At 63.5% G+C, this 21,256-nt stretch carries 24 protein-coding genes and 1 riboswitch; of the genes, 13 read left to right on the top strand and 11 right to left on the bottom strand.

The annotated features are described in order from the left end of the window. Positions 1–3: 3 nt before the first annotated feature. The gene (gene gloB / locus BLT09_RS11515) at positions 4–771 is read right to left on the bottom strand and encodes a hydroxyacylglutathione hydrolase (protein ID WP_091593112.1); all 768 of its coding nucleotides are present in this window, start codon (positions 769–771) and stop codon (positions 4–6) included. Beyond that, positions 761–991: a hypothetical protein gene (locus tag BLT09_RS34260; protein WP_091593110.1), complete on the bottom strand. Its 231-nt coding sequence runs from the start codon at positions 989–991 to the stop codon at positions 761–763. The genes gloB and BLT09_RS34260 overlap by 11 nt, the downstream gene beginning before the upstream one ends. On the opposite strand from BLT09_RS34260, the gene BLT09_RS11505 reads away from it, so the two are divergent. The 3 genes from BLT09_RS11505 (at position 990) to BLT09_RS11495 (ending at position 4,673) form a co-directional block, all read left to right on the top strand. Next, a complete protein-coding gene (locus BLT09_RS11505; protein WP_091593108.1) occupies positions 990–1,766 on the top strand; it encodes a class I SAM-dependent methyltransferase in 777 nt (258 codons plus the stop codon). The genes BLT09_RS34260 and BLT09_RS11505 overlap by 2 nt on opposite strands. 115 nt (positions 1,767–1,881) lie before the next feature. Beyond that, the gene (locus BLT09_RS11500) at positions 1,882–3,708 is read left to right on the top strand and encodes an ABC transporter ATP-binding protein/permease (protein WP_091593106.1); all 1,827 of its coding nucleotides are present in this window, start codon (positions 1,882–1,884) and stop codon (positions 3,706–3,708) included. Between the two features lie 194 nt (positions 3,709–3,902). Then, the gene (locus tag BLT09_RS11495) at positions 3,903–4,673 is read left to right on the top strand and encodes a DUF1194 domain-containing protein (protein WP_236473450.1); all 771 of its coding nucleotides are present in this window, start codon (positions 3,903–3,905) and stop codon (positions 4,671–4,673) included. A gap of 72 nt (positions 4,674–4,745) precedes the next feature. Here the strand turns inward: BLT09_RS11495 and metW are convergent, their stop codons facing one another. Together metW and metX are read right to left on the bottom strand one after the other, a co-directional pair. After that, positions 4,746–5,360: a methionine biosynthesis protein MetW gene (gene metW, locus BLT09_RS11490; protein WP_023797197.1), complete on the bottom strand. Its 615-nt coding sequence runs from the start codon at positions 5,358–5,360 to the stop codon at positions 4,746–4,748. Positions 5,361–5,531: 171 nt separating this feature from the next. Then, complete coding sequence (metX, locus tag BLT09_RS11485; protein ID WP_091593104.1) at positions 5,532–6,701, bottom strand: homoserine O-acetyltransferase MetX; 1,170 nt, start codon at positions 6,699–6,701, stop codon at positions 5,532–5,534. Between the two features lie 120 nt (positions 6,702–6,821). Further along, a riboswitch (SAM riboswitch) is annotated at positions 6,822–6,899 on the bottom strand. A gap of 207 nt (positions 6,900–7,106) precedes the next feature. On the opposite strand from metX, the gene hisC reads away from it, so the two are divergent. Both hisC and BLT09_RS11475 read left to right on the top strand, forming a co-directional pair. After that, positions 7,107–8,216, top strand: a complete 1,110-nt coding sequence (gene hisC / locus BLT09_RS11480; RefSeq protein ID WP_091593102.1) for a histidinol-phosphate transaminase — start codon at positions 7,107–7,109, stop codon at positions 8,214–8,216. 6 nt (positions 8,217–8,222) lie between these two features. Then, positions 8,223–9,158 (top strand): prephenate/arogenate dehydrogenase family protein, encoded by a 936-nt coding sequence (locus BLT09_RS11475; protein ID WP_208602497.1) that lies wholly within the window; start codon positions 8,223–8,225, stop codon positions 9,156–9,158. 91 nt (positions 9,159–9,249) lie between these two features. Here the strand turns inward: BLT09_RS11475 and BLT09_RS11470 are convergent, their stop codons facing one another. Together BLT09_RS11470 and BLT09_RS11465 are read right to left on the bottom strand one after the other, a co-directional pair. Beyond that, positions 9,250–10,173, bottom strand: a complete 924-nt coding sequence (locus BLT09_RS11470; RefSeq protein WP_091593099.1) for a sugar kinase — start codon at positions 10,171–10,173, stop codon at positions 9,250–9,252. Positions 10,174–10,226: 53 nt separating this feature from the next. Then, positions 10,227–11,225, bottom strand: coding sequence for a DUF2125 domain-containing protein (locus tag BLT09_RS11465; protein WP_091593502.1), 999 nt, complete (start codon positions 11,223–11,225; stop codon positions 10,227–10,229). 117 nt (positions 11,226–11,342) lie between these two features. Here BLT09_RS11465 and BLT09_RS11460 point away from each other — a divergent pair, with 117 nt between their 5' ends. From BLT09_RS11460 to BLT09_RS11450, 3 genes are all read left to right on the top strand, one after another. Beyond that, positions 11,343–11,921, top strand: a complete 579-nt coding sequence (locus tag BLT09_RS11460; protein WP_091593097.1) for a gamma-glutamylcyclotransferase — start codon at positions 11,343–11,345, stop codon at positions 11,919–11,921. Positions 11,922–12,036: 115 nt separating this feature from the next. Further along, a complete protein-coding gene (locus BLT09_RS11455) occupies positions 12,037–12,984 on the top strand; it encodes an aldo/keto reductase (protein ID WP_091593095.1) in 948 nt (315 codons plus the stop codon). Positions 12,985–13,130: 146 nt separating this feature from the next. After that, positions 13,131–13,748 (top strand): LysE family translocator, encoded by a 618-nt coding sequence (locus BLT09_RS11450; protein ID WP_091593093.1) that lies wholly within the window; start codon positions 13,131–13,133, stop codon positions 13,746–13,748. Between the two features lie 27 nt (positions 13,749–13,775). On the opposite strand, the gene BLT09_RS11445 is transcribed toward BLT09_RS11450, so the two are convergent. Together BLT09_RS11445 and BLT09_RS11440 are read right to left on the bottom strand one after the other, a co-directional pair. After that, positions 13,776–14,570, bottom strand: a complete 795-nt coding sequence (locus BLT09_RS11445) for a lysophospholipid acyltransferase family protein (RefSeq protein WP_091593091.1) — start codon at positions 14,568–14,570, stop codon at positions 13,776–13,778. A gap of 79 nt (positions 14,571–14,649) precedes the next feature. Further along, on the bottom strand, positions 14,650–15,561 hold the full coding sequence (locus BLT09_RS11440; protein ID WP_091593089.1) for a LysR family transcriptional regulator: 912 nt from the start codon (positions 15,559–15,561) through the stop codon (positions 14,650–14,652). Between the two features lie 106 nt (positions 15,562–15,667). On the opposite strand from BLT09_RS11440, the gene BLT09_RS11435 reads away from it, so the two are divergent. From BLT09_RS11435 to BLT09_RS11425, 3 genes are read left to right on the top strand one after another with little or no spacing between them, the layout of a single operon-like run. Further along, positions 15,668–16,219 carry a carboxymuconolactone decarboxylase family protein gene (locus BLT09_RS11435; protein ID WP_023797207.1) on the top strand — a complete coding sequence of 184 codons (552 nt, stop codon included), beginning with the start codon at positions 15,668–15,670 and terminating at the stop codon, positions 16,217–16,219. A gap of 20 nt (positions 16,220–16,239) precedes the next feature. After that, positions 16,240–16,710, top strand: a complete 471-nt coding sequence (locus tag BLT09_RS11430; protein ID WP_023797208.1) for a nuclear transport factor 2 family protein — start codon at positions 16,240–16,242, stop codon at positions 16,708–16,710. A 12-nt stretch (positions 16,711–16,722) separates the two neighbouring features. After that, positions 16,723–17,355 carry a pyridoxamine 5'-phosphate oxidase family protein gene (locus BLT09_RS11425; RefSeq protein WP_091593088.1) on the top strand — a complete coding sequence of 211 codons (633 nt, stop codon included), beginning with the start codon at positions 16,723–16,725 and terminating at the stop codon, positions 17,353–17,355. Between the two features lie 24 nt (positions 17,356–17,379). Here BLT09_RS11425 and BLT09_RS11420 read toward each other — a convergent pair whose 3' ends face one another. From BLT09_RS11420 to ftsE, 3 genes are all read right to left on the bottom strand, one after another. After that, positions 17,380–18,099, bottom strand: coding sequence for a YdcF family protein (locus tag BLT09_RS11420; protein ID WP_091593086.1), 720 nt, complete (start codon positions 18,097–18,099; stop codon positions 17,380–17,382). Positions 18,100–18,180: 81 nt separating this feature from the next. Continuing rightward, positions 18,181–19,167, bottom strand: a complete 987-nt coding sequence (locus BLT09_RS11415; RefSeq protein WP_091593084.1) for a cell division protein FtsX — start codon at positions 19,165–19,167, stop codon at positions 18,181–18,183. Next, positions 19,160–19,819 (bottom strand): cell division ATP-binding protein FtsE, encoded by a 660-nt coding sequence (gene ftsE, locus BLT09_RS11410; protein WP_023797212.1) that lies wholly within the window; start codon positions 19,817–19,819, stop codon positions 19,160–19,162. The genes BLT09_RS11415 and ftsE overlap by 8 nt, the downstream gene beginning before the upstream one ends. A 194-nt stretch (positions 19,820–20,013) precedes the next feature. On the opposite strand from ftsE, the gene BLT09_RS11405 reads away from it, so the two are divergent. Continuing rightward, positions 20,014–20,661, top strand: coding sequence for a hypothetical protein (locus BLT09_RS11405; RefSeq protein ID WP_091593500.1), 648 nt, complete (start codon positions 20,014–20,016; stop codon positions 20,659–20,661). Between the two features lie 27 nt (positions 20,662–20,688). Then, positions 20,689–21,231, top strand: coding sequence for a hypoxanthine phosphoribosyltransferase (gene hpt, locus BLT09_RS11400; protein ID WP_091593082.1), 543 nt, complete (start codon positions 20,689–20,691; stop codon positions 21,229–21,231). The last annotated feature ends 25 nt before the right edge of the window (positions 21,232–21,256 follow it).

The following is a 21,256-nucleotide window of genomic DNA, read 5'->3' as shown; positions in this document are numbered from 1 at the left end:
TGCTCAGAAATTGTCCTTGCGCTTGCGTATTTCGGCGAACACTTCGGCGTCGGAGGCGTTCTCCATGCCGAGATGCTTGCGGATTGCCGGATCGTGCCAGCGCAGGAACGGATTGGTCGACAGTTCCTCACCGATCGTGGTCGGCAGCGTCGGCTTGCCGTCGGCGCGCAGCGCTTCGATTTTCGCGGCGCGCTCCTTCAATGCCGAATTGGTCGGGTCGACGGTCAGCGCGAAGCGGGCGTTGGAAAGCGTGTATTCATGGCCGCAATAGACGACCGTCTCGGCCGGAAGCGCCGCGAGTTTCTTCAACGAATCGTACATCACCGGCGGCTTGCATTCGAACAGCCGGCCGCAGCCGAGTGCGAACAGCGTGTCGGCGGTGAACGCCACTTTCGACGCCGGCAGATGATAGGAGACATGGCCCGCCGTGTGGCCGGGCGTGGCGATCACGTCGATCCTCTCCTCGCCGAGGTGGATGACCGAACCCTGCTCGACGGTTTCGTCGATGCCGGGGATTTTTGCCTTTTCCGCTTCCGGTCCGACGATGCGCAGCTTGAAGCGCTCCTTCAGCGCCAGATTGGCCTCGACATGGTCGACATGGTGGTGCGTGGTCAGGATCATCGTCGGCGTCCAGCCGGTACGCTCGATCGCGGCCAGAATCGACGCCTCCTCGGGCGCGTCGATGATCGCGGTCTGGCCGCTTTTCGGGGCATGCACCAGCACACCGAAATTGTCGCTGCGGCACATGAATTGTTCGATTTCAACCGGCATCGCATCTCTCCACGAGAGCGCCGCGCGTCCAGTTGGACGCACAAAGGACGCTTCTGACACTTTTTACCTGCTGCATCGTGTCTTCCGAAATCGAAACCGATTTCTGGCCGATGCAGCAGTCGCCGCAGACATAGGGCGCTTGCCCGCGGATGTCATCGTCTTTGTAGAACTTGGCGCCTTTGTTGAACTTGGACAGCATCGAAGATAGCGTGCCGCGCATGCATTCCGATATCGTCGACCTTCGCTCGTTTTATTCGACCACGCTCGGGCGATTGGCCGAACGCTCGATCACCATGGCGTTGTCCTCGATATGGGCTGTCGTGCCCAATGAGCGGCTGGTCGGCCTCGGCTACACCTTGCCGTGGCTGGAGCGGTTCGGCACCGATGCCGAACGTGTCTTTGCCTTCATGCCGGCGACGCAAGGCGCGGTGGTCTGGCCGGCCACCGGGCCGACCGCGACCGCGCTGGTCTTCGATGAGGAATTGCCGTTGGTCGATGCCTCCATCGACCGCATGCTGCTCGTCCATTCACTCGAACATGCCGAGAACCCGCGCGAGACGCTGAACGAAATCTGGCGGGTGCTGTCGCCCGCAGGCCGCGTCGTCATCGTCGTGCCCAACCGGCGCGGTGTCTGGGCCCGTTTCGAGCATACGCCGTTCGGCAGCGGCCGGCCCTTCTCGCGCGGCCAGCTCACCGAATTGCTGCGCGAAGCGAATTTCACGCCCGCGGCCTGGTCCGACGCCCTGTTCTTCCCGCCATCGCGGCGACGCTTCATGATGCGGTTCCACAATGTGCTGGAGCGCGCCGGCCGCAGGTTCTGGCCGATCTTTTCCGGCGTCATCGTCGTCGAGGCGCAGAAGCGGCTCTATCAGGGTGTGCCGGTCGTCCAGCGCGCCTCTCGCCGCGTCTTCGTGCCGGTTTTCTCGCCGCATGGCGCCACAAGGCTCGGCCGGATATCGCCGAGCGGGAAGGCGCCGTCGCCGGGCCGCCGATGACGTTTTCGTGATCGGAATCACGCTTTTTCCCACCTATCTGTCGTGGGCGGATTTGCTACCCGATTGAGTCGACTTGTTCACCGGTTTCAGCACCGCTTGCGAAGGGTCTTCATCAATGGCTGATCATCCGGATTTCGAGGCCAGCGCCAAGCCGATTGCCGCGTCGGTCGAAGCCAGCAGCCTGGGCGACCAACTGGCGACAATCAGGCTGGCGCTGGCGACGTCGCCGATCCGCAAACAACTGCTCTGGGCCTGCCTCGGCATCGTCGCCGTCATTGTGGCAACCTCGATCGGGCAGGTTCTGCTCAATCGCTGGAACGAGCCCTTTTACGACGCGCTGGCTCGGCGCGACATGCAGGGTTTCCTGCACCAGCTTCTGGTGTTTTCCGCCATCGCCGGCGGGCTTGTGGTGCTCAATGTCGGCCAGACCTGGCTCGACCAGACGATCCGGCTGAAGCTGCGTGAGGCGTTGACCGTCGATCTGATCGGTGAATGGATGCGGCCGGCGCGGGCTTTCCGGCTCGCCAACGCCGGCGCCATCGGCGTCAACCCCGACCAGCGCCTGCAGCAGGATGCCGGGCATCTCTCCGATCTTTCGACAGGTCTCGGCATAGGGCTATTGCAGTCGTTCATTCTGCTTGTTTCGTTCGTCGGCGTCCTTTGGTCGCTGTCTTCCGGCTTCGTCTTCCATGTCGGCGGCTATTCGCTGGCGATTCCGGGCTACATGGTGTGGGCCGCAATCCTCTATGCCGGCACCGCCTCCTGGCTGAGCTGGCTGGTCGGACGGCCGCTCATCCGCTTCAACAGCGACCGCTATACGCGCGAGGCGGAGCTGCGCTCCTCGGTGGTCCGCGTCAACGAGAATGTCGATGCCATCGCGCTTGCGCACGGCGAGGCCGACGCGCGACGGCGGCTTGAGCTCGACCTCGGCACGGTGCTGGGCGCGATGCGGCGCATCTACAGCGCCCAGATCAATCTTTCCTGGGTGACCGACACCTATGGCTGGATCACTGTCGTCGCGCCGATCCTCGTCGCCGCGCCGGTCTATTTCGCCGGTGACATCAGCTTCGGCGGGCTGATGATGGCTGTCGGCGCCTTCAACCAGGTGCATTCCTCGTTGCGCTGGTTCATCAACAATATCGGCGGCATCGCCGATTGGCGCGCCACGCTGATGCGCGTCGCCGATTTCCGCATCGCGCTTGCTGAAACGGATGTGCTCCACCACAGCGAGAGGCGCATCGAGTTCGGCGAAAATCCGGACGGCAGGCTGACATTCGACAAGCTCGAAATTGCGTCGCGGGATGGATGCACCAAGCTCGCCGAGCCGCATGTCGAGATCCGCGCCGGCGAGCGCGTCATGATCACCGGAGATCCGCGCGCCGGCAAGACGCTGTTCTTCCGCGCCATTGCCGGTCTGTGGCCGTGGGGAAGCGGGCGGATCGGCATGCCGGCCGGAGAGGTGCCGGCCTTCGTTCCCCGAAAACCATATTTCCCGCTCGGCACGCTGCGCGAGGTGCTCGACCACGCCGATGCCGCGGTCAGCGACGCCGAGATCTCGGCGGTGCTTGCCGAGGTCGGCCTCGGGCGGCTGTCATCCTCGCTCGACCGGTCGGCGCGCTGGGAGCGCGAATTGAGCGATGACGAGCAGCGCCTGCTTGCCTTTGCCCGGCTGGTCTTGCGGCAGCCGAAATGGGTGATCATCGATGAGGCTTTGGACACGTTCGACGGCGCGACGCTGCGGCGGGTGCTGTCGATGCTGGAGGCGCGTCTTGCCGACGCCGCGATCCTCAATATCGGCCGTGGCCAGCAGAATATTGAATTCTTCCCGCGCTCATTGGCGATCGTGAAAGACGTCGAGCGACCGGCTCTCAAGCCAGTCCGCGTCAGGGCCGGCGCGATCGAACCACCCCCGGCCGTCGCCAAAGCCCACCAACAGGCATAGCCGGCCGTAAGCTTTATTTTGCCGTGATCGCGGCGAAAGATTGCCGGCATCGTTCGGAAGCCTGCGGCGTTGGATTCATGCGACACGCTTTGAGTGTTTGCTTCGATGCTTGTCGTTACCCCAAAACCGCTGCGCGCTTTTGGGCGACCTGCGTCAGCCTGCTTGCCTGCCTTGCCCGTGCCCAGGCAGCACCTTTGGCCGCGCCTGCCGACACCATTGCGGTGGACGTCGAACTGGTGCTGGCGGTCGACATCTCGCACTCGATGGACGAAAAGGAATTCGCCCTGCAGCGCGCCGGCTATGTCAAGGCGCTGCGCCACCCCGACTTCATCAATGCGGTGCGTTCGGGCGTGAACGGCCGCATTGCGCTGGCCTATTTCGAATGGGCAGGCACCGTCCGCGACGACGCCGTCATTGCCTGGCAGATCATCGACGATGCCGAGAGCGCCGAGGTATTCGCCGGCAAGATCGAGGCACGCCCGTTCAGGAGCTTTCGCGGCACCTCGATTTCCAGTGCGCTCGCCTTCGGCGCCAAGCTTTTGGATGGAGCCGCCTTCGACGCGACGCGCAGCGTCATCGACATCTCAGGCGATGGCCCCAACAATATCGGGATGCCCGTCGCCACGACACGCGACGCCGCGATAGCAAAGGGCATCGTCATCAATGGCCTGCCGATCCTGATCAGCCCGTCGCCCAGCTTCAGCCATCTCGACCAATACTATGCCGAGTGCGTCACAGGCGGGCCAGGCTCCTTCGTGCTGCCGGTCTATGCCGCTTCGGAATTCGTGACCGCCATACGCCGCAAGCTGGTCCTCGAGGTCAGCGGTGTTACCGATCCTAATGCCGGTCCCGGGGCCGATCCCGGGTCCGTCCCGGTCGACGCGGCAGCACCGGTCGACTGTTTGCAAGGCGAGCGCGGTCGGCGGTTTTTCTCCGATCCGTATTTTCCGGAACTTGATCGTTAGACCTCGACGAATGGCGATCAGTCCCAGATGTCTCCGGAATCGGGCCGGCTGGCCGAAGCGACGGGGTCGCCGTTATCGCTTCAGCAGGAACACCGCCTGCTGGCCAAAGAAATTCCAGAACCACCATGGCATCGACAGGCCGATTTTCTGGCCATTGGCGTCGAGCGCGGTTGCCTTTTCCACCGTTGCGCCGAGCTCTTCGCAGAGATTGACGAAATCGCGGATGGTGCAGAAATGGATGTTGGGCGTGTCGTACCAGGAATAGGGCAGGTCCTTGGTCACCGGCATCCGCCCTTCGACGAACAGCGAAAGGCGTACCCGCCAATGGCCGAAATTGGGGAAGGAGACGATGGCGTGCTTGCCGATCCTGAGCAACTCGTCGAGCACCAGCTTCGGGTTGCGGGTCGCCTGCAAGGTCTGCGACAGGACGACGAAATCAAAACCCTTGTCGGGATAGAATTTGAGGTCCTTGTCGGCGTCGCCCTGGATGACGGACAGGCCGCGCGCCACGCATTCGTTGACGCCGCGCTGCGACAGTTCCATCCCACGGCCGTCGACCTGCTTCGTTGCCTGCAGCAATTCGAGCAGCAGGCCATCACCGGAGCCGACGTCCAGCACCCGCGACTGCGGCGGGATGAGATCGGCGACGACTTCGAGGTCGACGCGCTGGGCGTGGTTGACACTCATGATCGTGCCTCTTGACTGGCGCACGACCTTGATCCGAAAAGTCTGCAACTTTTCGGGATCATGCGCTGCTGCCTGCGCATGACCTTGATCCGAAAAGCCTGCAAACTTCAGGCATCATGCGCTGCTGCCTGGCGCACGATGCCAGTCCGAAAAGCCTGCAATCTTTCGGGGTCATGTGCTGAGCCCCCTGGCGCGGGCCGCCGAGGCGATGAAGCCGTTGATGGCCGCGAACAGCTCCGGCTCGTCGAGCAGGAAGGCGTCGTGGCCGCGATCGGTCTCGATCTCGACGAAGGACACCGAGGCGCCGGCCGCGTTCAGCGCATGAACGACCGAGCGGCTCTCCTCGGTCGGGAACAGCCAGTCGCTGGTGAAGGAGACCAGGCAGAAACGGGTCTTGGTGCCGGCAAAGGCGTCGGCGAGCCGGCCGCCATGGTCGGCGGCAAGGTCGAAATAGTCCATCGCCCTGGTCATGTAGAGATAGGAGTTGGCGTCGAAGCGGTCGACGAAGGTCATGCCCTGATGGCGCAGATAGCTCTCGATCTGGAAGTCGGCGTCGAAACCGAAGGTGAGCGCTTCACGGTCCTGCAGATTGCGGCCAAACTTCCGGTGCAGGGCCGCCTCCGACAGATAGGTGATGTGAGCGGCCATGCGCGCCACAGCCAGTCCCTTTTCCGGGCGCTTGCCTTGTTCGAAATATTTGCCGCCATGCCAGTCGGGATCGGCCATCACCGCTTGCCGGCCGACCTCATGGAAGGCGATGTTCTGCGAGGAATGGCGCGCGCCGGTGGCGATCGGCAGCGCCGAGAAAACGCGCTCCGGATAGCTTGACGCCCATTGCAGCACCTGCATGCCGCCCATCGAGCCGCCGAGCACCGAGAACAGTTTTTCGATGCCGAAATGGTCGACCAGCATCAACTGCGCCCGCACCATGTCGCGGATGGTGATGATCGGCAGGTCGAGCCCGTAGGGCTTGCCGGTGGCGGGATTGGTCGAGGCGGGGCCGGTCGAGCCGAGGCAGCCGCCGATGACGTTCGAGCAGATGACGAAGAAGCGGCTGGTGTCGATGATCTTGCCGGGGCCGATCAGCACTTCCCACCAGCCCGGCTTGCCGGTCACCGGATTGGTGCTGGCGACATGCTGGTCGCCGGTCAGTGCATGGCAGACGAGGATGGCGTTGGAGCGGGCGTCGTTGAGCGTGCCGTAAGTCTTGTAGGCGATCTGGAACGGTGACAGCAGCGTGCCGGCATCGAGCTTGAGCGGCTTGTCGGCGCCGAAGCGCAACACCGGGCTCGACGGCTCGTCGGCCTCGTTGTTGGTTCTTTTCGTGCGCAGCGCGACCATCGCATCCTCTTACATCAACCCATCGTGTTTTCCGAAAGTCGATTGCGATTTTCGGATCGATACGACTGTCCGGCCGGCTGCGGACAACAAAAAAACCGGCATTGCCTTCGCAAAGCCGGTTACAGGATGCAAACGGCCCTTTAGCGAGTTGTTTAACGTGGCTGCAAGCCGACCGGCCAAATCACCACGGGATTTCGCCTTCTTCTAGGACCGGCGCGCCTCGCCGTCAACGGCCAGTCACGCACCGATCATTGCCGCCTCTCGACATTCCAGGCCACGACTTGTATTTCCGCTGCGGCTTCTAGTGTGCTGGATTTGAAGTTCCTGAGCGCCGTTGCCACCAAAATGGCAGGAACTTCAAATCCACCACACTAGGTGGAAGCGTTCTCGACGGATTTTTGCAATATGAACCAGGCATCGGATCAGGCACGTCCAACGCCCCGCCCGGGGATCATGGAGATCGAAGCCTATGTGCCGGGCAAAAGCACGGCGCCGGCCGGCGTTGCCAAGGTCCATAAATTGTCGTCGAACGAGAACCCGCTCGGCCCCTCGCCGAAGGCGATAGAAGCCGCGCGCGACGTCGCGGCCAAGCTCGACATATATCCCGACGGCACCGCCAGGCGCCTGCGGGAGGCGATCGCCGAGGTGCATGGCCTCAACCCGGCGAACATCGTCTGTTCCAACGGTTCCGACGAGATTCTGGGCCTGCTTGCGCAAACCTATCTCGCACCCGGCGACGAGGCTGTGATCACCGAACACGGCTTCATGGTCTACAAGATCTACATCCAGTCGGCAGGTGCTGTCCCGGTGTCGGTCAAGGAAACCAATGAGCGTGCCGAGGTCGATGCGATCCTTGCCACCGTAACGCCGCGTACGCGGATCATCTTCCTTGCCAATCCCAACAACCCGACCGGCACCTATTTGCCGTTCCAGGAGGTCCGCCGCCTGCATGCCGGCCTGCCTCGAAACGTGCTTCTGGTGCTGGATGCAGCCTATGCCGAATATGTCCGCCGCAACGACTATGAAGCCGGCGTCGAACTGGTGGCTGGCGCGGAAAACGTGGTCATGACCCGCACCTTCTCCAAGCTCGGCCTCGGCGGCGCGCGGATCGGCTGGATGTACGCGCCGATGCATGTCATCGATGCGATCAACCGGGTGCGGGGTCCCTTCAACGTCAACGCGACGGCGATCGAGGCCGGCATTGCCGCGATCCGCGACCGTGCCCATGTCGAGCGCAGCGTGGCGCATAACGAGACCTGGCTGACCTGGGTGAGCGAGGAGTTGACCAGGCTCGGACTGCGGGTGACGCCGAGCGTCGGCAATTTCGTCCTCATCCACTTTCCCGAAGACAAAAAACATTCCGCGGCAGCTGCGGACGATTACCTCTGTGCGCGCGGCTACATATTGCGGCGTGTTTCCGGTTACGGTTTCCCGAATGCGCTGCGCATGAGCATCGGCACCGAAGAGGCCAATCGCGGCGTTGTCGCCGCCCTCGCGACATTTCTGAAAAGCTAGAACACCATGACATCACCGATGTTCGAAAAGATCGCGCTGGTCGGCATCGGCCTGATCGGCTCGTCGCTGGCCCGCGTCATCCATCGCGAAGGCCTTGCCGGTCACGTCGCCATCTCGACGCGCAGCGAAACGACGCTGGCGCGGGCGAAGCAACTCGGCCTCGGCTCCTCCTACACGACCGATGCGAGAGAGGCGGTGGGCGATGCCGACCTGGTCATCGTTTCGGTGCCGGTCGGTTCTTCGGGCGAGGTCGCCGAGGAAATCGCGCCGGCGCTGAAGCAGGGCGCGATCCTCACCGATGTCGGCTCGACCAAGGCGTCGGTCATCGCGCAGATGCAGCCGCATGTGCCTGCCGGCGTGCATTTCATTCCCGGCCATCCACTGGCCGGCACTGAAAAATCGGGCCCGGACGCCGGCTTTGCCGAACTGTTCGAAAACCGCTGGTGCATCTTCACGCCGTTGCCCGGCACCGATCCGGCCGCCTTGGAAAAGCTCTCGGAATTCTGGCGCCGTTGCGGCTCCAACATCGACACGATGGATCCCCAGCATCACGACATGACATTGGCCATCGTCTCGCATCTGCCGCACATCATCGCCTATAACATCGTCGGCACCGCCGACGACCTGGAGTCGGTGACCAAGTCCGAGGTCATCAAATATTCGGCCTCCGGCTTTCGCGACTTCACGCGCCTTGCCGCTTCCGACCCGACGATGTGGCGGGACGTCTGCCTGCACAACAAGGATGCCATCCTCGAAATGCTGGCGCGGTTCTCGGAGGATCTGGCCTCGCTGCAGCGGGCGATCCGCTGGGGCGACGGCGAAAAGCTGTTCGACCTGTTCACCCGCACCCGCGCCGTGCGCCGCTCGATCATCGAGGCCGGCCAGGACATCGACGTGCCGGACTTTGGCCGGCAGGCAGTCGAGCATCCGGCCAAGGGATAGAGCATCGGACCCGTACCGGTTTTAGGTGAAATCCGATGCTCAAGCAAAAGATAGAGCGGCGGTACCATCCGATTTGAAGGCCGCCGCGCGCTCAATCCGGCCAGTGAGCCGCCATCATCGCCAGTGTCTCGGCCCTGTCGGGCGCGCCCAGCCTGCCGCCGAAGCGCAGGCATTTGAGCGCGGCGGCGGCGCTGGCAAAGCGCAATGTCCGTTCGATCGGCATCGCCTCGGCCAGCCCGACGGCAAAGGCGCCGTGAAACACGTCGCCGGCGGCAAGCGTATCCACTGCCTTGATCCTTGGCGCGGCGACGTGGCGCACCGACGCCACCGAACGGTCGAACCACCAGCTTCCCGCTGCGCCGCCGGTCACCGCTACGAATGCATCGGTGCGTCTGGCCAGCGCTTCACAGGCCGCCTGCGGGCCTTGCTCCTCGCCGCAGAGGATGAACGCCGCCGGCTCCGACGCGACGATGTGCGAGGCGAGCGGAAACAGCCGTTCCAGCACGGCCCGTGGCGCGGTGTCGGCGTCGAGTATGGCTGGACGGCCGTTTGCGCGCGCCGCCGTCAGGGCCAGAGCTGCCGCGCCAGGCCAGCGCACGTCGACCAGGACGGCATCGAATGCGGTGAGATCTTGAGTGGGGAGCGCTTCGGGGTCGGCCTGGGCGAGCTTGTCATAGAATGGAACAATAATGCGCTCGCCATGCGTGTCGACCAGGATGGCCGACAGTGCCGACCGCGCCCCGGCGACGCGCCGGACAAAGCTGCAATCGACGCCTTCGGCCTCAATGCCTGCGACCAGCTGATCGCCGACGAGGTCGTCTCCCGCGCTCGCCCACAGCGATACCTCCGCGCCGAGGCGGCGTGCGGCGCAGGCCGCGCTCGAAGCCATGCCCGAGGCGATCTGGACGCCGTCGGACGCGATGAACTTGCCCTGACGCGCCGGAAGCGTGTCGAGGCGAAGGATCGTATCGAGCGTCAGCGCGCCAACACTCAGGAGCTTCACCGGGCGGTTCATCTATCTTCCTGTTTGGCCATGGTCTTTCCGAACTGGAGGTTCGCAATCATCGCCTAATCGACCGGCTTGATGCTGCCCAGAGGGATAAAACCGAGCGAGGCCTTGCCCTTGACGATCTTGAGCGGCATCGACGGTTCGTTGCCAAGCAGCGCCAGCCCGGCAAAGCCGGTTTTGATCTGGCTCTTCTGCTCGGGAATGGCTTTGCCGAGGATTTCCGCCACCGCCTTCGGATCGCTGAGCCTGATCATCAAATCGGCGTCGATCAGCCCGTCGGCATCGACCGAAACCGGTCCGGAAACGGTGACGCGCGCGCTTCCCGACGACAGATCGAGCTTGCCGATATCCACCGCCTGGCCGCGCAGGCTCTCTGTTTGTGTTTTGATCAGCGCCACGCCGTTCTTCAGCGTCACGTCGCCGCTGCCGTCGAGCGGCGGCAGCACGCGGCCATCGATCGCGTCCGGATCGATTTCGAGATCGGTAAAACTCCCGGCATAGTCGATGTCCTGGCCGTTCGGACGCAATTCTCCGACCGCTGTCCCAGCGCTGAACAGCTCGACCGGGTCTGTGCCATCGGCCGGATCGGTCTGGGCTGACAGAGCCTCTGCCTCCAGTGAAACGCGCCGGGGCAGGGGCCAGGACAGTTTGACGTTCGCTCGCAGATTATCCCAGTCGATCCACAGCGGCGCCATCCCCGGCACGGAGGTCCTGAGCGGCCCCTGCAGGTCGGCGCCAGGCGACAGGATCTGGGTGATGTGCGTGACTGCTTTGAGGCTGCCGAGCGAGGCGGCGACGTTCCTGCTGTCGTCCTGATAAGCCAGGCTGTCGCAGGAAACGGCGAAGCTTGAGGGGTAGCCGCTGACCGTGAGATTGGCGCAGTCCGCCTCGATGCCACTGCCGTTGAGTTCGGCCACCGCTATGCCGGCTTCGCTCTTGACCTTGTCTGCCAGGTAGAACCAGCCGGCGCTGTAGAGGCCGAACAGCACGACGATGAAAACGCCGAGCCAGAACAGCCGGCGGAGAAAATTCGGCGGGCGTTCGTCATTTGACGTCATGCTGCGGCTCTCGTTGGCGCGTGTTGCAGAGGTGTCGTTTCCGGCAAGATCGGGTAGACGGAGACGGATTGAAAAAAACACCAATTCCAGTGCGGTGCTGCAACCAGGCTTGGCGATATGGGCGATTTTTGGGTTTTTGGCTACGGCTCGCTGATCTGGCGGCCGGGATTTGCGCATGTCGAGACGCGGCGGGCCCGCCTCCATGGCTACCGCCGCTCGCTGTGCGTCTACTCCTTCGTGCATCGCGGCACGCGCGAACGGCCCGGCCTGGTGCTCGGCCTCGACCGTGGCGGCTCCTGCATCGGGCTGGCTTTCCGCGTCCCCGGCGATCTGCGCAACGAGGTCATCACCTATCTGCGCGAACGCGAGCTGGTCACCAATGTCTATCTCGAGCGCATGCTTAGCATTCGCCTCGACAAGGGGGACACGCGTGGGGCCGACAAAGGTGGGGGCGAGAATGGCGGCGAGACGGGCGGAGGCGAGACGGTCGAGGCTGTCGCCTATGTCGTCGACCGTAGCCACGAGCAATATGCCGGTGCGCTCGATGCGGCCGATGCGGCGAGCGTCGTTCGCGGCGCCGTCGGCCAGTCGGGAAAGAATGAGGACTACGTGTCCAGCACGCTGGAGCACCTCGAGGCGCTGGGGATCCGCGACCATTGGCTGGAAGAGGTGGCGAAACGGATCGCGCCTTTGTGAAGCGCTGGTCGGTGGAAAAGTCGGCCGGCCCTTTGACGTTGGTGCGGCCCGCCATAGGTTAAGCCGGTCACGGGGCTTTTCGCCCGCTTCTTTCCATTCCCCACGGAGATCAGTCTTGCAGAAACGTCGTCTCGGTCAAACCGACCTGTCCATCGCGCCGCTGGTTCTGGGTGGCAACGTCTTCGGCTGGACCGCCGACGAGAAAACCTCTTTCGACCTGCTCGACCGGTTCGTCGGCGCCGGCCTCAACGCCATCGACACCGCCGATGCCTATTCGCGCTGGGTTCCCGGCAACAAGGGCGGCGAATCCGAAACGATCATCGGCAAATGGATGAAAAGCCGCGGCAATCGCGACAAGGTTGTGGTGATCACCAAGGTCGGGTCGGACATGGGGCAGGGCAGGAAAGACCTCTCCGCGGCCTATATCGAAAAGGCCATCGATGCGTCGCTGCAGCGGCTGCAGACCGAAGTCGTGGATCTCTATCTGTCGCACTGGCCGGACCCGGCCACCCCCTACGAGGAAACGCTCGGCGCCTATCAAAAGCTGCTCGACAAGGGCAAGATCCGCCACGTCGGCGCGTCCAATCTCGATGCTGGCCAGTTGCGCGCCGCGCTCGACGTGGCAAGCTTGCGGGGCCTGCCGCGCTATTCGGTGCTGCAGCCGGAATACAATCTCTACGATCGCGCCTCTTTCGATGGACCGCTGCGCGATCTGTGCATGGCCGAGGATATCGGCGTCATCACCTATTTCAGCCTCGCCAAGGGGTTTTTGAGCGGCAAGTACCGCAGCGAAGCCGATCTCGGCAAAAGCGCGCGTGGCGACGACGTGAAGAACTATCTCAACGCGCGCGGCATGCGCGTCCTGGCGGCACTCGACGCCGTGTCGGCACGTCACGCGGCCAAGCCGGCGGAAGTGGCGCTCGCTTGGGTGATCGCGCGGCCCGGCGTCACCGCGCCGATCGCCAGTGCCACGACATTGGATCAGGTAGACAGCCTCGTCCGCACCGCATCATTGGAGTTCGGTCCGGACGATATCGTCGAGCTCGACAGCGCGAGTGCTTAGACGCCAGCGCGAAGCGATGGCTTGATCAAACAGCAGCCAAGAACCGGGCGCGGCCGGCGCCGGAACGCTCCCTGCACGATCGTTCAAGACGCCTCCTGTGCCCTGCCATACCATTGCCGGCATCGCGCCTGGATACTGGTATACAGATGTCCGAACAGGTCTTTTCCCATCCGGAACTATGGCAGCAATTGCTCGCGCTTGTGCTGGCATCGGCGGTCGTGATGGGCAGTCCGGGGCCGGCGACGATAAGCGTCACCGCCGTTGGCGCCGCCTTCGGCCCGCGCGATTCGCTCCGCTACGCCTCGGGCATCATTCTTGGTACGGTCGCCGTGCTTTTGGTCGTGGCGACGGGCATTACGGCCACGCTCGCCTCTGTGCCGACGCTCACACCCCTCCTGACGGTGGCATCCGCAGCCTACATCCTCTACCTCGCCTTCAAGATAGCAACGGCCCCGCCTCTGGCAGCGCGTACCGGCGGCGCGGCGCGTCCCACATTCCTCGGCGGGTTTCTTCTGGCCGTTGCCAACCCAAAAGCCTATGTGGCGATTGCCGCCGTATTTGCCGGCACGTCGTCCGCTGGTGAGCTCGATGCAGGTCTCAAGCTGGCGGTCCTCGCTTCGATGATCATCGCCATCCATGTCCTGTGGCTTCTCGCCGGGGCAGCGTTTGCGCGCTTCCTGCGCAATCTGCTGGCGTCGCGGATCATCAATCTGATGTTCGCGGCAACACTGGTTTTGACCACGGCGCTGGCTGTGATTCCCTAGGGGATACTGCCGACCAAGCAAGATGGTTCAGGTCGGGATATCGGAGCCAAGTTCCCTCAGCCGCTTTACCGCCGTTGGCGGCATTGGCGGCGGGTTTGGCGCCTGGGACGCCTCGATGAGCAGCTGGTCGCAGGCGGCTTCCGTCTCGCCGATCAGCCGTTCCATGAATTCCTCCTTGCCCAAACCCGCCGGGATCGGCGGCAGGAAGCGGGCCTTGATCGTGCCGGGATAGCGCAGGAATTTTCGCCGCGGCCAGTAGAGGCCGGCGACATGGGCGACCGGCACCACCGGAATGCCAAGCTGGATATAGAGCTCGACGATGCCGTATTTATAGGCCGGCTCGTCGCCCGGCGCCCGGCGCGTGCCCTCGGGATAGATGATCAGCTGGCGGGGATTGCGCGCCAGTTCCTGCCTGGTCGCGGCGACCACCGCTTTCAGCGCCTTCGAGCGGCTGCCGCGGTCGACCGGGATCATTCGCATTTTCAGGATGTACCAGCCGAAGAACGGGATCCAGGTCAGTTCCCGCTTCAGGATGTAGATCGGATCCTGCAGGAACGGGAAAAAGGCGATCGCGTCCCAGAAGGACTGATGCTTCGGCGCCAGGATGAAGGAACCCTCGGGTAGGTTTTCCTGGCCGGTGATCTCGCTTTTGGTGCCGGCGATCTTGTCATAGAGCCACATGCTGGTGTGTGACCAGAATTTCGGCACGAACCAGGCGCGGTGGCGCGGCGACAGGAAATAGTACGGGGTCCAGAGGATCATCTGGAGGATCAGATTGACGTAGAAGACGAAGTTGAACGCCAGCGAGCGGACATAAAGCATGCAGGAAGAGCCCGGTGAGGAGGTGTGCGTTGGTTACACCAAGCGCGGGCAAAAAGGAAAGGGTGCGATGGCCCGTTCGTCAGGTCTGCCACGTCTCTTGCACCAGCCGTTTCTTCAGGCGTGGGGCGGCGAAATCGAGGAACGCACGCAGTTTCACCGGCAGCAGACCCTGGCCGGCATGCACGAGGCTGACCGGCCATGGCTGCGGCTCGAATGCCTCCAGCACGGTGCGGAGGGTGCCCGACCGCACTGCAGCTGTGATCTGGTAGGAAAGCACCCTCGTCAACCCGATGCCGGCAATCGCGGCATCGATCGCCGCTTCCGCGGTGTTGACCCGAAGCCGTGAGCGGATCGGAACGGTGAGTTCGGTCTTGCCCGTGGCAAAAGTCCATGCGGCGGGAGCGGTGAGTCCCTCGAAGGTGACGCAGTCGTGTGCCGCGAGGTCTTTCGGCGTCCGCGGCGTGCCGTGCTCGGCCAGATAGGCAGGGCTCGCGCAAACAACGCGCCGAATCGAGCCGATGCGGGTGGCCACCAGACTGGAGTCGGGAAGCTGGCCGATGCGGATGGCGAGATCGATGTGCTCCTCGGTCAACTGGGTTATCCGGTCCGCAAGCATCAGCCGAATAGCTACGTCGGGGTAGGCAGCGAGAAAGCCGGTGACGACCGGCAGCACATGCAGGCGGCCAAAGACGATCGGTGCGGTGATGATCAGTTCGCCTGTCGGGGCGCTGTATTCGCCGGCGGCAGTCCGCTCGGCCTCGCCGACCTCGTCGAGAATGCGACGGCAGGCAGCGAGGTAGGCGTGACCTGTGTCGGTCAGCGTCAGCTGCCGCGTCGAGCGATTCAGAAGACGCGTCTTCAGATGCCGCTCCAGGTCGGAGACCTTGCGGCTGACCGTTGCAAGCGGGATGCCGAAACGGCGTCCGGCGGCCGAAAGGCTGCCGGCCTCCGCCGCGGCGACAAAAAGCGACATGGCCTCGAGGCGATCCATATTTCTCCCGGAAAATGGAAGGATAGGTTGCAAATATGGCATCTACATCCGAGCGATGGAAGGGGCCATGTTTTGGCGGCGAGCTGATCAACGAGAAGGAATGCCGATGCCCCGTATCCCTACACCAGCGTCTATAGAGGCCGCGCCTGCTGCGTCGCAGCCGATGTTACATGCCGTCGAGAAGCAACTCGGCGTCGTGCCTAACCTCTTCAGGCTTGTTTCCAATAGCCCGGCTGCGCTTGAAGGCTATCTCAGCCTGTCTGGAGCGCTTGCCAAAGGCCGACTGCCCGCGCCGACGCGCGAGCGCATTGCTCTGGCGGTTGCCGAGGTCAATGGCTGCAACTACTGCCTTTCCGCTCACACCTATCTCGGCAAGAATCTCGCCAAGCTTGATGATGCCGAAATGGTCGCCAATCGCGCGGGCAGTTCCAACGATCCCAAGGCCGCCGCAGCCGTGCGTTTCGCCACCAAGATTGCGCGCGACCGCGGCCATATCGGTGACGAGGATCTCAGCGCCGTCAGGCTCGCAGGCTACGACGATGCGCAGATCATCGAGATCGTCCAGCATGTCGCTCTCAATGTCTGGACCAACTATGTCAATGAGGTCGCCAGGACGGAAATCGACTTTCCGGTCGTTTCTGCCCGCAGGGCAGCCTGAGTCAGTCGCAAGGAGTTCCCATGTCTGAAAGCCGCCCGCCGCTCCCGCCATTCACCGCCGAGACCGCCGCACAGAAGGCACGCATGGCTGAGGATGCCTGGAACTCCCGTGATCCGGCACGGGTCGCGCTTGCCTACACAATCGACAGCCGCTGGCGCAACCGGGCCGAGTTCCTGCAAGGGCGCGAGGCTATCCAGACATTCCTCACACGCAAATGGGGTCGCGAACGCGACTACCGGCTCATCAAGGAGGTCTGGGCCTTCCGCGACAACCGTATCGCCGTGCGTTTCGCTTATGAATGGCACGACCACAGCGGCTCGTGGTTTCGCAGCTACGGCAATGAGAACTGGGAGTTTGATGAGCTTGGATTGATGCGCCTGCGCATCGCCAGCATCAACGACCTGCCGATCCTCGAGGCCGACCGCAAATATCATTGGCCGCTTGGCCGCCGGCCGGACGGTCATCCCTCTCTATCGGAACTCGGCCTTTGAAGGAGGCTTTCCATGAATGCTCACCTCTTCACCAGCGATGTCGCCTTTACGCCAACCGTCAAGGCGATCCAGGCCCGCAAAGGCTCACGCGAGGCCTATGCCCGCGTCGAGGAGCGCGGCAGCTGGCAAGCTGATATCACGCCCGATCTCGCCGCCTTCATCGAGGCGCAGACCAGCGTCTTCCTGTCGACGGCCAATGGTGAGGGCCAGCCCTACATCCAGCATCGCGGCGGGCCGGCCGGCTTCCTCAAGGTGCTCGACGAGCGGACGATCGGCTTCGCCGATTTTTCCGGCAACAAGCAATTCATCACCCAAGGCAATCTGGACGACAACCCGCGGGCTTTCCTGTTCCTGATCGACTATGCGCATCGGCAGCGCATCAAGATCTGGGGCAGCGCACGGGTCGTCGAACAGGACGCCGAACTGATGGCGAAGCTGATGCCGGAAGGCTACAAGGCGCGCCCGGAGCAGATCATCCTGTTCACGGTTTCGGCCTGGGATTCCAATTGTCCGCAGCACATTCCACAGCGTTTCGAAGCGGCCGATGTGGCGGCGGCGCTGGCCGAGCGGGACAAGCGTATCGAACGTCTCGAACACGAGATCGCGCGGCTGCGCAGCGTCTCAAGCGCCACGCTCAAGGAATGATAGCGCTGCCGGTTCCAGATCGGCTCAGTTCGGCGCAACAGCCTCGGCCAGCGCGATGCCGGTTGGCGTTGGCTTGACCGGCACGATGCCGCGCGCCAGCGCCAGTAGATATTTGTTGTATTCGGTGAACAGCACGCGCAAGGCTCTCGGCTTGGTCAGCCAGCCGCCATTGCCAAGATTGCTGTTGACCACAGGATAGGGCTCGAGCCTGGCCTTGTGCAGCAGCCGGCCCATTTCCAGCAGGCTGCGCGGCATGTGATAGTTGTTGGTGACGAGGATCACGGTGCCATAGGCGTGGTCTTCCACCCACTTGGCGCTTTCCTCGGCATTGCCGATCGTGTCGAGCGCGGCACGGTCGATGTCGACGCAGCAGGAAAACAATTCCTTGTCGCCGCGGGTCGCGACCTGAAGCTGGCGGCGGCTGGCGGAAGGATGCACGCCACTGATCAGCAGCCGCTCGCCCTTGCCGGACGCCAGCAGGCCCATGGCCGCGTCGAGACGCGAATGGCCGCCGGTCAGCACGATGATGGCATCGGCCCTTGCCGGATTGGCGGGCGTCGCGAGACGGCTGACGGTGCTGGCGAACCAGCCAAAGCCGCCGGCAAACAACGTTACCAGCACGAGCAGAAAGAAAGCGGAGATGCGCAGCGCGCTCGCCAATCGACCGGGCTTGACGCGCTCGCTTGAACGCGTGATCACCAAGGGCAACTGTCCAGCCATTCCGGTCGAGTCGCGCGCGTCCATCGTCCTTATCGTTAACTCCGAAATACGGCGTTTAGTAGGTCGGAAAGCACAAATTTCGTTACGCTAATTCTCTATTCGTGATCACCCTGCGTCCGGCTGGCGGACATCGATGTCGCTGAGATAGGTGACGACGGTGACATGGGAGGTTGCCGCCGTCAGCGCACCGATGACCAGCACCATGAGAACAACGCCGAGATAGCCCGCCGAACCAATGGCGAAATTGCCGAACAGGGCGGTCGCCTGATCGGCCTGCGGCGTCGCCATGTTTCGCGACGACCACCACGAGAAGACGATGAAGACGAACACCGCCGCCGCACCCCCGGCGGCGGCGCCCTTCATGCCGGTGACGAGAAAGTGGTGGCGGAATTCGCGCGCGATAAAGCGCGCTTCGGCGCCGACGAAATGCAGCACCTCGATGATGTGGCCGTTGCCGGCCATGGCGCCGCGCGTCGCGAACACCACGGTCAGCACGGTTGCCGCCAGCATCAGCGCCAACACGGCGATGCCGATGGTCACCGTGGTGCGGGCCATGGCGACCAGCCGGTCGACCCAGGTGCGATGGTCGTCAAGCGAGGCACTGGGCAGTTTCGGCGTGATCGCGGCGCGCATTGCGGCGAAATCGGGCGGGTTGGTCTCGTCTATGGTGACGATGATCAGACGCGGCACCGGCAGTTCGTCGATGTTGAGACCCGAACCCAGCCAGGGCTCCAAAAGCCGCGCCGTGGCATCGCGGTCGACGATCCTGGCGCTCTTCACGCCAGGGAATTCGCCGGCGATCTGCGAGGCCTGGGCAAGTGCTGCCTCGATGTCGAGACCGTCCATCGGCTTGATCTGGATCGTCGCCTCGCGTGAGATCTGGTTCTCCCAGACCGAGGCGGTGTCGCGCACCAGCGTCACCGCGCCGAAGGTCAGGCAGGAGAGGAACGTCATGATGGCGATCACCAGGACCAGCGCCCGGCCGGCGATGTTCTGGGCGGGCACGATCGGCGCCATCTTGCGCTGAACGCGCTGCGTCCCAGCCCTGTTAGCGTGTTGGTCTTCGACATGGCGAGCGGAAAAGTCAGTCATAGATATCCAGCCTTCCGCCGGACAGGATCATGCGGCGTGCGTCGACCTGTTCCATCAGGCCGAGGTCGTGCGTTGCGATCACCACGGCGGTGCCCAGCCGGTTGAGTTCGATGAACAGCCGCAACAGGCGTCGCGCCAGCGGCGGATCGACATTGCCGGTCGGCTCATCGGCGAGCAGGATTTCGGGCTGCTCGATCAGCGCCCTGGCGATTGCGGCGCGCTGCTTCTCGCCACCCGATAGCACCGGCGGCAGCACATGCATGCGCTCGCCAAGGCCGACCCATTTCAAGAGCTCGGTCACATCGGTGCGGTAGCTGGCCTCCTCGCGCCCGCGCACGCGCAGCGGCAAGGCCACATTCTCATAGGTCGTCATGTGGTCGAGCAGGCGAAAGTCCTGGAACACCACGCCGATGCGCCGCCGCAGATGCGGCAGCTCGGCGCGCGAGATGCGCGAGCGGTCTTTGCCGAAGATGGTGATCAGCCCACGCGTCGGCTTGAGCGACATGAACAAAAGCCGCAGCAGCGTCGTCTTGCCGGCGCCCGAAGGGCCGCTCAGGAACTGGAAGGAGCGCTCCGGTATGTGCAAGGAAATGTCGCGGAGGATTTCCGGACCCATGCCATAGCGGAGGCCGACATTTTCGAAGCGGATCACGTTCGACGACCTGAAACTTGCGGCGGCGACGAGGCAGCCTTCTCTGAGAAAAGACCATCGGCCGGCATGGTTAACCGGCGGTTAATTTTGGGGTTTTTTGGGCGCGTCACAAGGGGTTTCCAGGGGAAACGTTAACCATTTCCGTTTACGCATAAGAAACGAAGAGCGAACAAGTGCGAAGTGCTGGGGCCGCGATGGCTGACGATCGAACCGCGCGCCCGGTTTCCGGCGAAATCATGACCGATACGGCCGCAAATCCTGCGCCGGAACGCATCATGCGTGATCCGGCCGGTGACATCGTCGACGCCGACTACGAGGTGCTGCCGCGTTTAACCGCCAGCACGGGCGTTTCACCGCCGCTTTTGCGCGTGATCACCACGCCATCGATCAAAGGCATGGACATGCTGCGCAAGCCGGTAGCGGCGATGGAACGGCTGCGGGCGTCGCGCGGCGGGCCGATCTTCTGGATCGCCGGCCTCAGTGCCGCGTTTGCAGCCTTCTGGATCTCGGGCGGGCACGCGCTGGTGCGCCAGACGCCGCTTCTTCTGGCGGCGCGACAAGCGGGCGCTGCCCTGACCATTTCAGGCGTTACGTCGCGTATCGATGCGTCCGGGCCGCAACCTGTCCTGTTCGTCGGTGGCGAGGCCGCGAATGACGGCGCCAGCCCGTCGCCATTGCCACCGCTGGAAGTCCGGGTCACCGGCAATGACAGGCGCACAACCCGTTATAGGCTGGCGACATTTAACCGTTCGCTGGCGCCCGGCGAAAGATTTGGCTTTTCCAGCCGGCTCGACATGCCTAGAAACGGGGTCAAGACCGTCTCGGTCAGCTTCGCCAATTAGCGGCGATCATTTCTGGAAGGGCAGCCAATGCCAATCGTGCGCGGCAAGGATATCGAGGTCCTGTTTTCGGCGTCGGCGATTGCCCGCCGCAATCTGGAGCTCGCCAAGGAGATCGCCGGGCGCGATTATCACGACCTTCTGGTGATTTCGGTGCTGAAGGGATCGTTCATCTTCGCCGCCGACCTCATCCGCGCCATGCACGATGTCGGCCTGTCGCCCGAGGTCGAGTTCATCTTCATCTCCAGCTACGGTGCCGGCACCACCAGCGGCGAGGTGAGGGTGCTGCGCGACATCGACAATGAGGTCGCCGGCCGAGACGTGCTGTTGGTCGACGACATCCTCGAATCCGGCAAGACGCTGTCCTTCACCCGCGACCTGATGCTGTCGCGCGGCGCCAAAAGCTGCGCCATCGCCGTGCTGCTCGACAAGCGCATGCGCCGCCAGACCACGCTCAACGCCGACTATGTCGGCTTCGACTGCCCCGACTATTTCGTCGTCGGCTACGGCATGGATGTCGCCCACGCCTTTCGCGAACTGCCGTTTGTCGGCGTCGTCAAGGGCGACGCCTAGATTCATCTTCGATGCGGTTGCGGTT

Source organism: Mesorhizobium muleiense (assembly GCF_900099905.1).
In the GTDB taxonomy this organism is placed as follows: Bacteria; Pseudomonadota; Alphaproteobacteria; order Rhizobiales; family Rhizobiaceae; genus Mesorhizobium; species Mesorhizobium muleiense.
The sequence above is the reverse complement of the archived record's forward strand: the minus strand, read 5'-3'. Positions and strand labels throughout refer to the sequence as shown.

What these genes read in the sequence shown, in the direction of transcription:
- BLT09_RS11430 (WP_023797208.1), top strand. Translation starts at nt 16,240, where the DNA reads ATGTCTGAAAGCCGCCCGCCGCTCCCGCCATTCACCGCCGAGACCGCC.
- BLT09_RS11450 (WP_091593093.1), top strand. Translation starts at nt 13,131, where the DNA reads ATGTCCGAACAGGTCTTTTCCCATCCGGAACTATGGCAGCAATTGCTC.
- BLT09_RS11435 (WP_023797207.1), top strand. Translation starts at nt 15,668, where the DNA reads ATGCCCCGTATCCCTACACCAGCGTCTATAGAGGCCGCGCCTGCTGCG.
- BLT09_RS34260 (WP_091593110.1), bottom strand. Translation starts at nt 991, where the DNA reads ATGCGCGGCACGCTATCTTCGATGCTGTCCAAGTTCAACAAAGGCGCC.
- BLT09_RS11465 (WP_091593502.1), bottom strand. Translation starts at nt 11,225, where the DNA reads ATGACGTCAAATGACGAACGCCCGCCGAATTTTCTCCGCCGGCTGTTC.
- BLT09_RS11475 (WP_208602497.1), top strand. Translation starts at nt 8,223, where the DNA reads ATGACATCACCGATGTTCGAAAAGATCGCGCTGGTCGGCATCGGCCTG.
- BLT09_RS11460 (WP_091593097.1), top strand. Translation starts at nt 11,343, where the DNA reads ATGGGCGATTTTTGGGTTTTTGGCTACGGCTCGCTGATCTGGCGGCCG.
- BLT09_RS11420 (WP_091593086.1), bottom strand. Translation starts at nt 18,099, where the DNA reads ATGGACGCGCGCGACTCGACCGGAATGGCTGGACAGTTGCCCTTGGTG.
- gloB (WP_091593112.1), bottom strand. Translation starts at nt 771, where the DNA reads ATGCCGGTTGAAATCGAACAATTCATGTGCCGCAGCGACAATTTCGGT.
- BLT09_RS11425 (WP_091593088.1), top strand. Translation starts at nt 16,723, where the DNA reads ATGAATGCTCACCTCTTCACCAGCGATGTCGCCTTTACGCCAACCGTC.
- metX (WP_091593104.1), bottom strand. Translation starts at nt 6,701, where the DNA reads ATGGTCGCGCTGCGCACGAAAAGAACCAACAACGAGGCCGACGAGCCG.
- BLT09_RS11415 (WP_091593084.1), bottom strand. Translation starts at nt 19,167, where the DNA reads ATGACTGACTTTTCCGCTCGCCATGTCGAAGACCAACACGCTAACAGG.
- BLT09_RS11445 (WP_091593091.1), bottom strand. Translation starts at nt 14,570, where the DNA reads ATGCTTTATGTCCGCTCGCTGGCGTTCAACTTCGTCTTCTACGTCAAT.
- BLT09_RS11470 (WP_091593099.1), bottom strand. Translation starts at nt 10,173, where the DNA reads ATGAACCGCCCGGTGAAGCTCCTGAGTGTTGGCGCGCTGACGCTCGAT.
- BLT09_RS11500 (WP_091593106.1), top strand. Translation starts at nt 1,882, where the DNA reads ATGGCTGATCATCCGGATTTCGAGGCCAGCGCCAAGCCGATTGCCGCG.
- BLT09_RS11440 (WP_091593089.1), bottom strand. Translation starts at nt 15,561, where the DNA reads ATGGATCGCCTCGAGGCCATGTCGCTTTTTGTCGCCGCGGCGGAGGCC.
- metW (WP_023797197.1), bottom strand. Translation starts at nt 5,360, where the DNA reads ATGAGTGTCAACCACGCCCAGCGCGTCGACCTCGAAGTCGTCGCCGAT.
- BLT09_RS11505 (WP_091593108.1), top strand. Translation starts at nt 990, where the DNA reads ATGCATTCCGATATCGTCGACCTTCGCTCGTTTTATTCGACCACGCTC.
- hisC (WP_091593102.1), top strand. Translation starts at nt 7,107, where the DNA reads ATGAACCAGGCATCGGATCAGGCACGTCCAACGCCCCGCCCGGGGATC.
- hpt (WP_091593082.1), top strand. Translation starts at nt 20,689, where the DNA reads ATGCCAATCGTGCGCGGCAAGGATATCGAGGTCCTGTTTTCGGCGTCG.
- BLT09_RS11405 (WP_091593500.1), top strand. Translation starts at nt 20,014, where the DNA reads ATGGCTGACGATCGAACCGCGCGCCCGGTTTCCGGCGAAATCATGACC.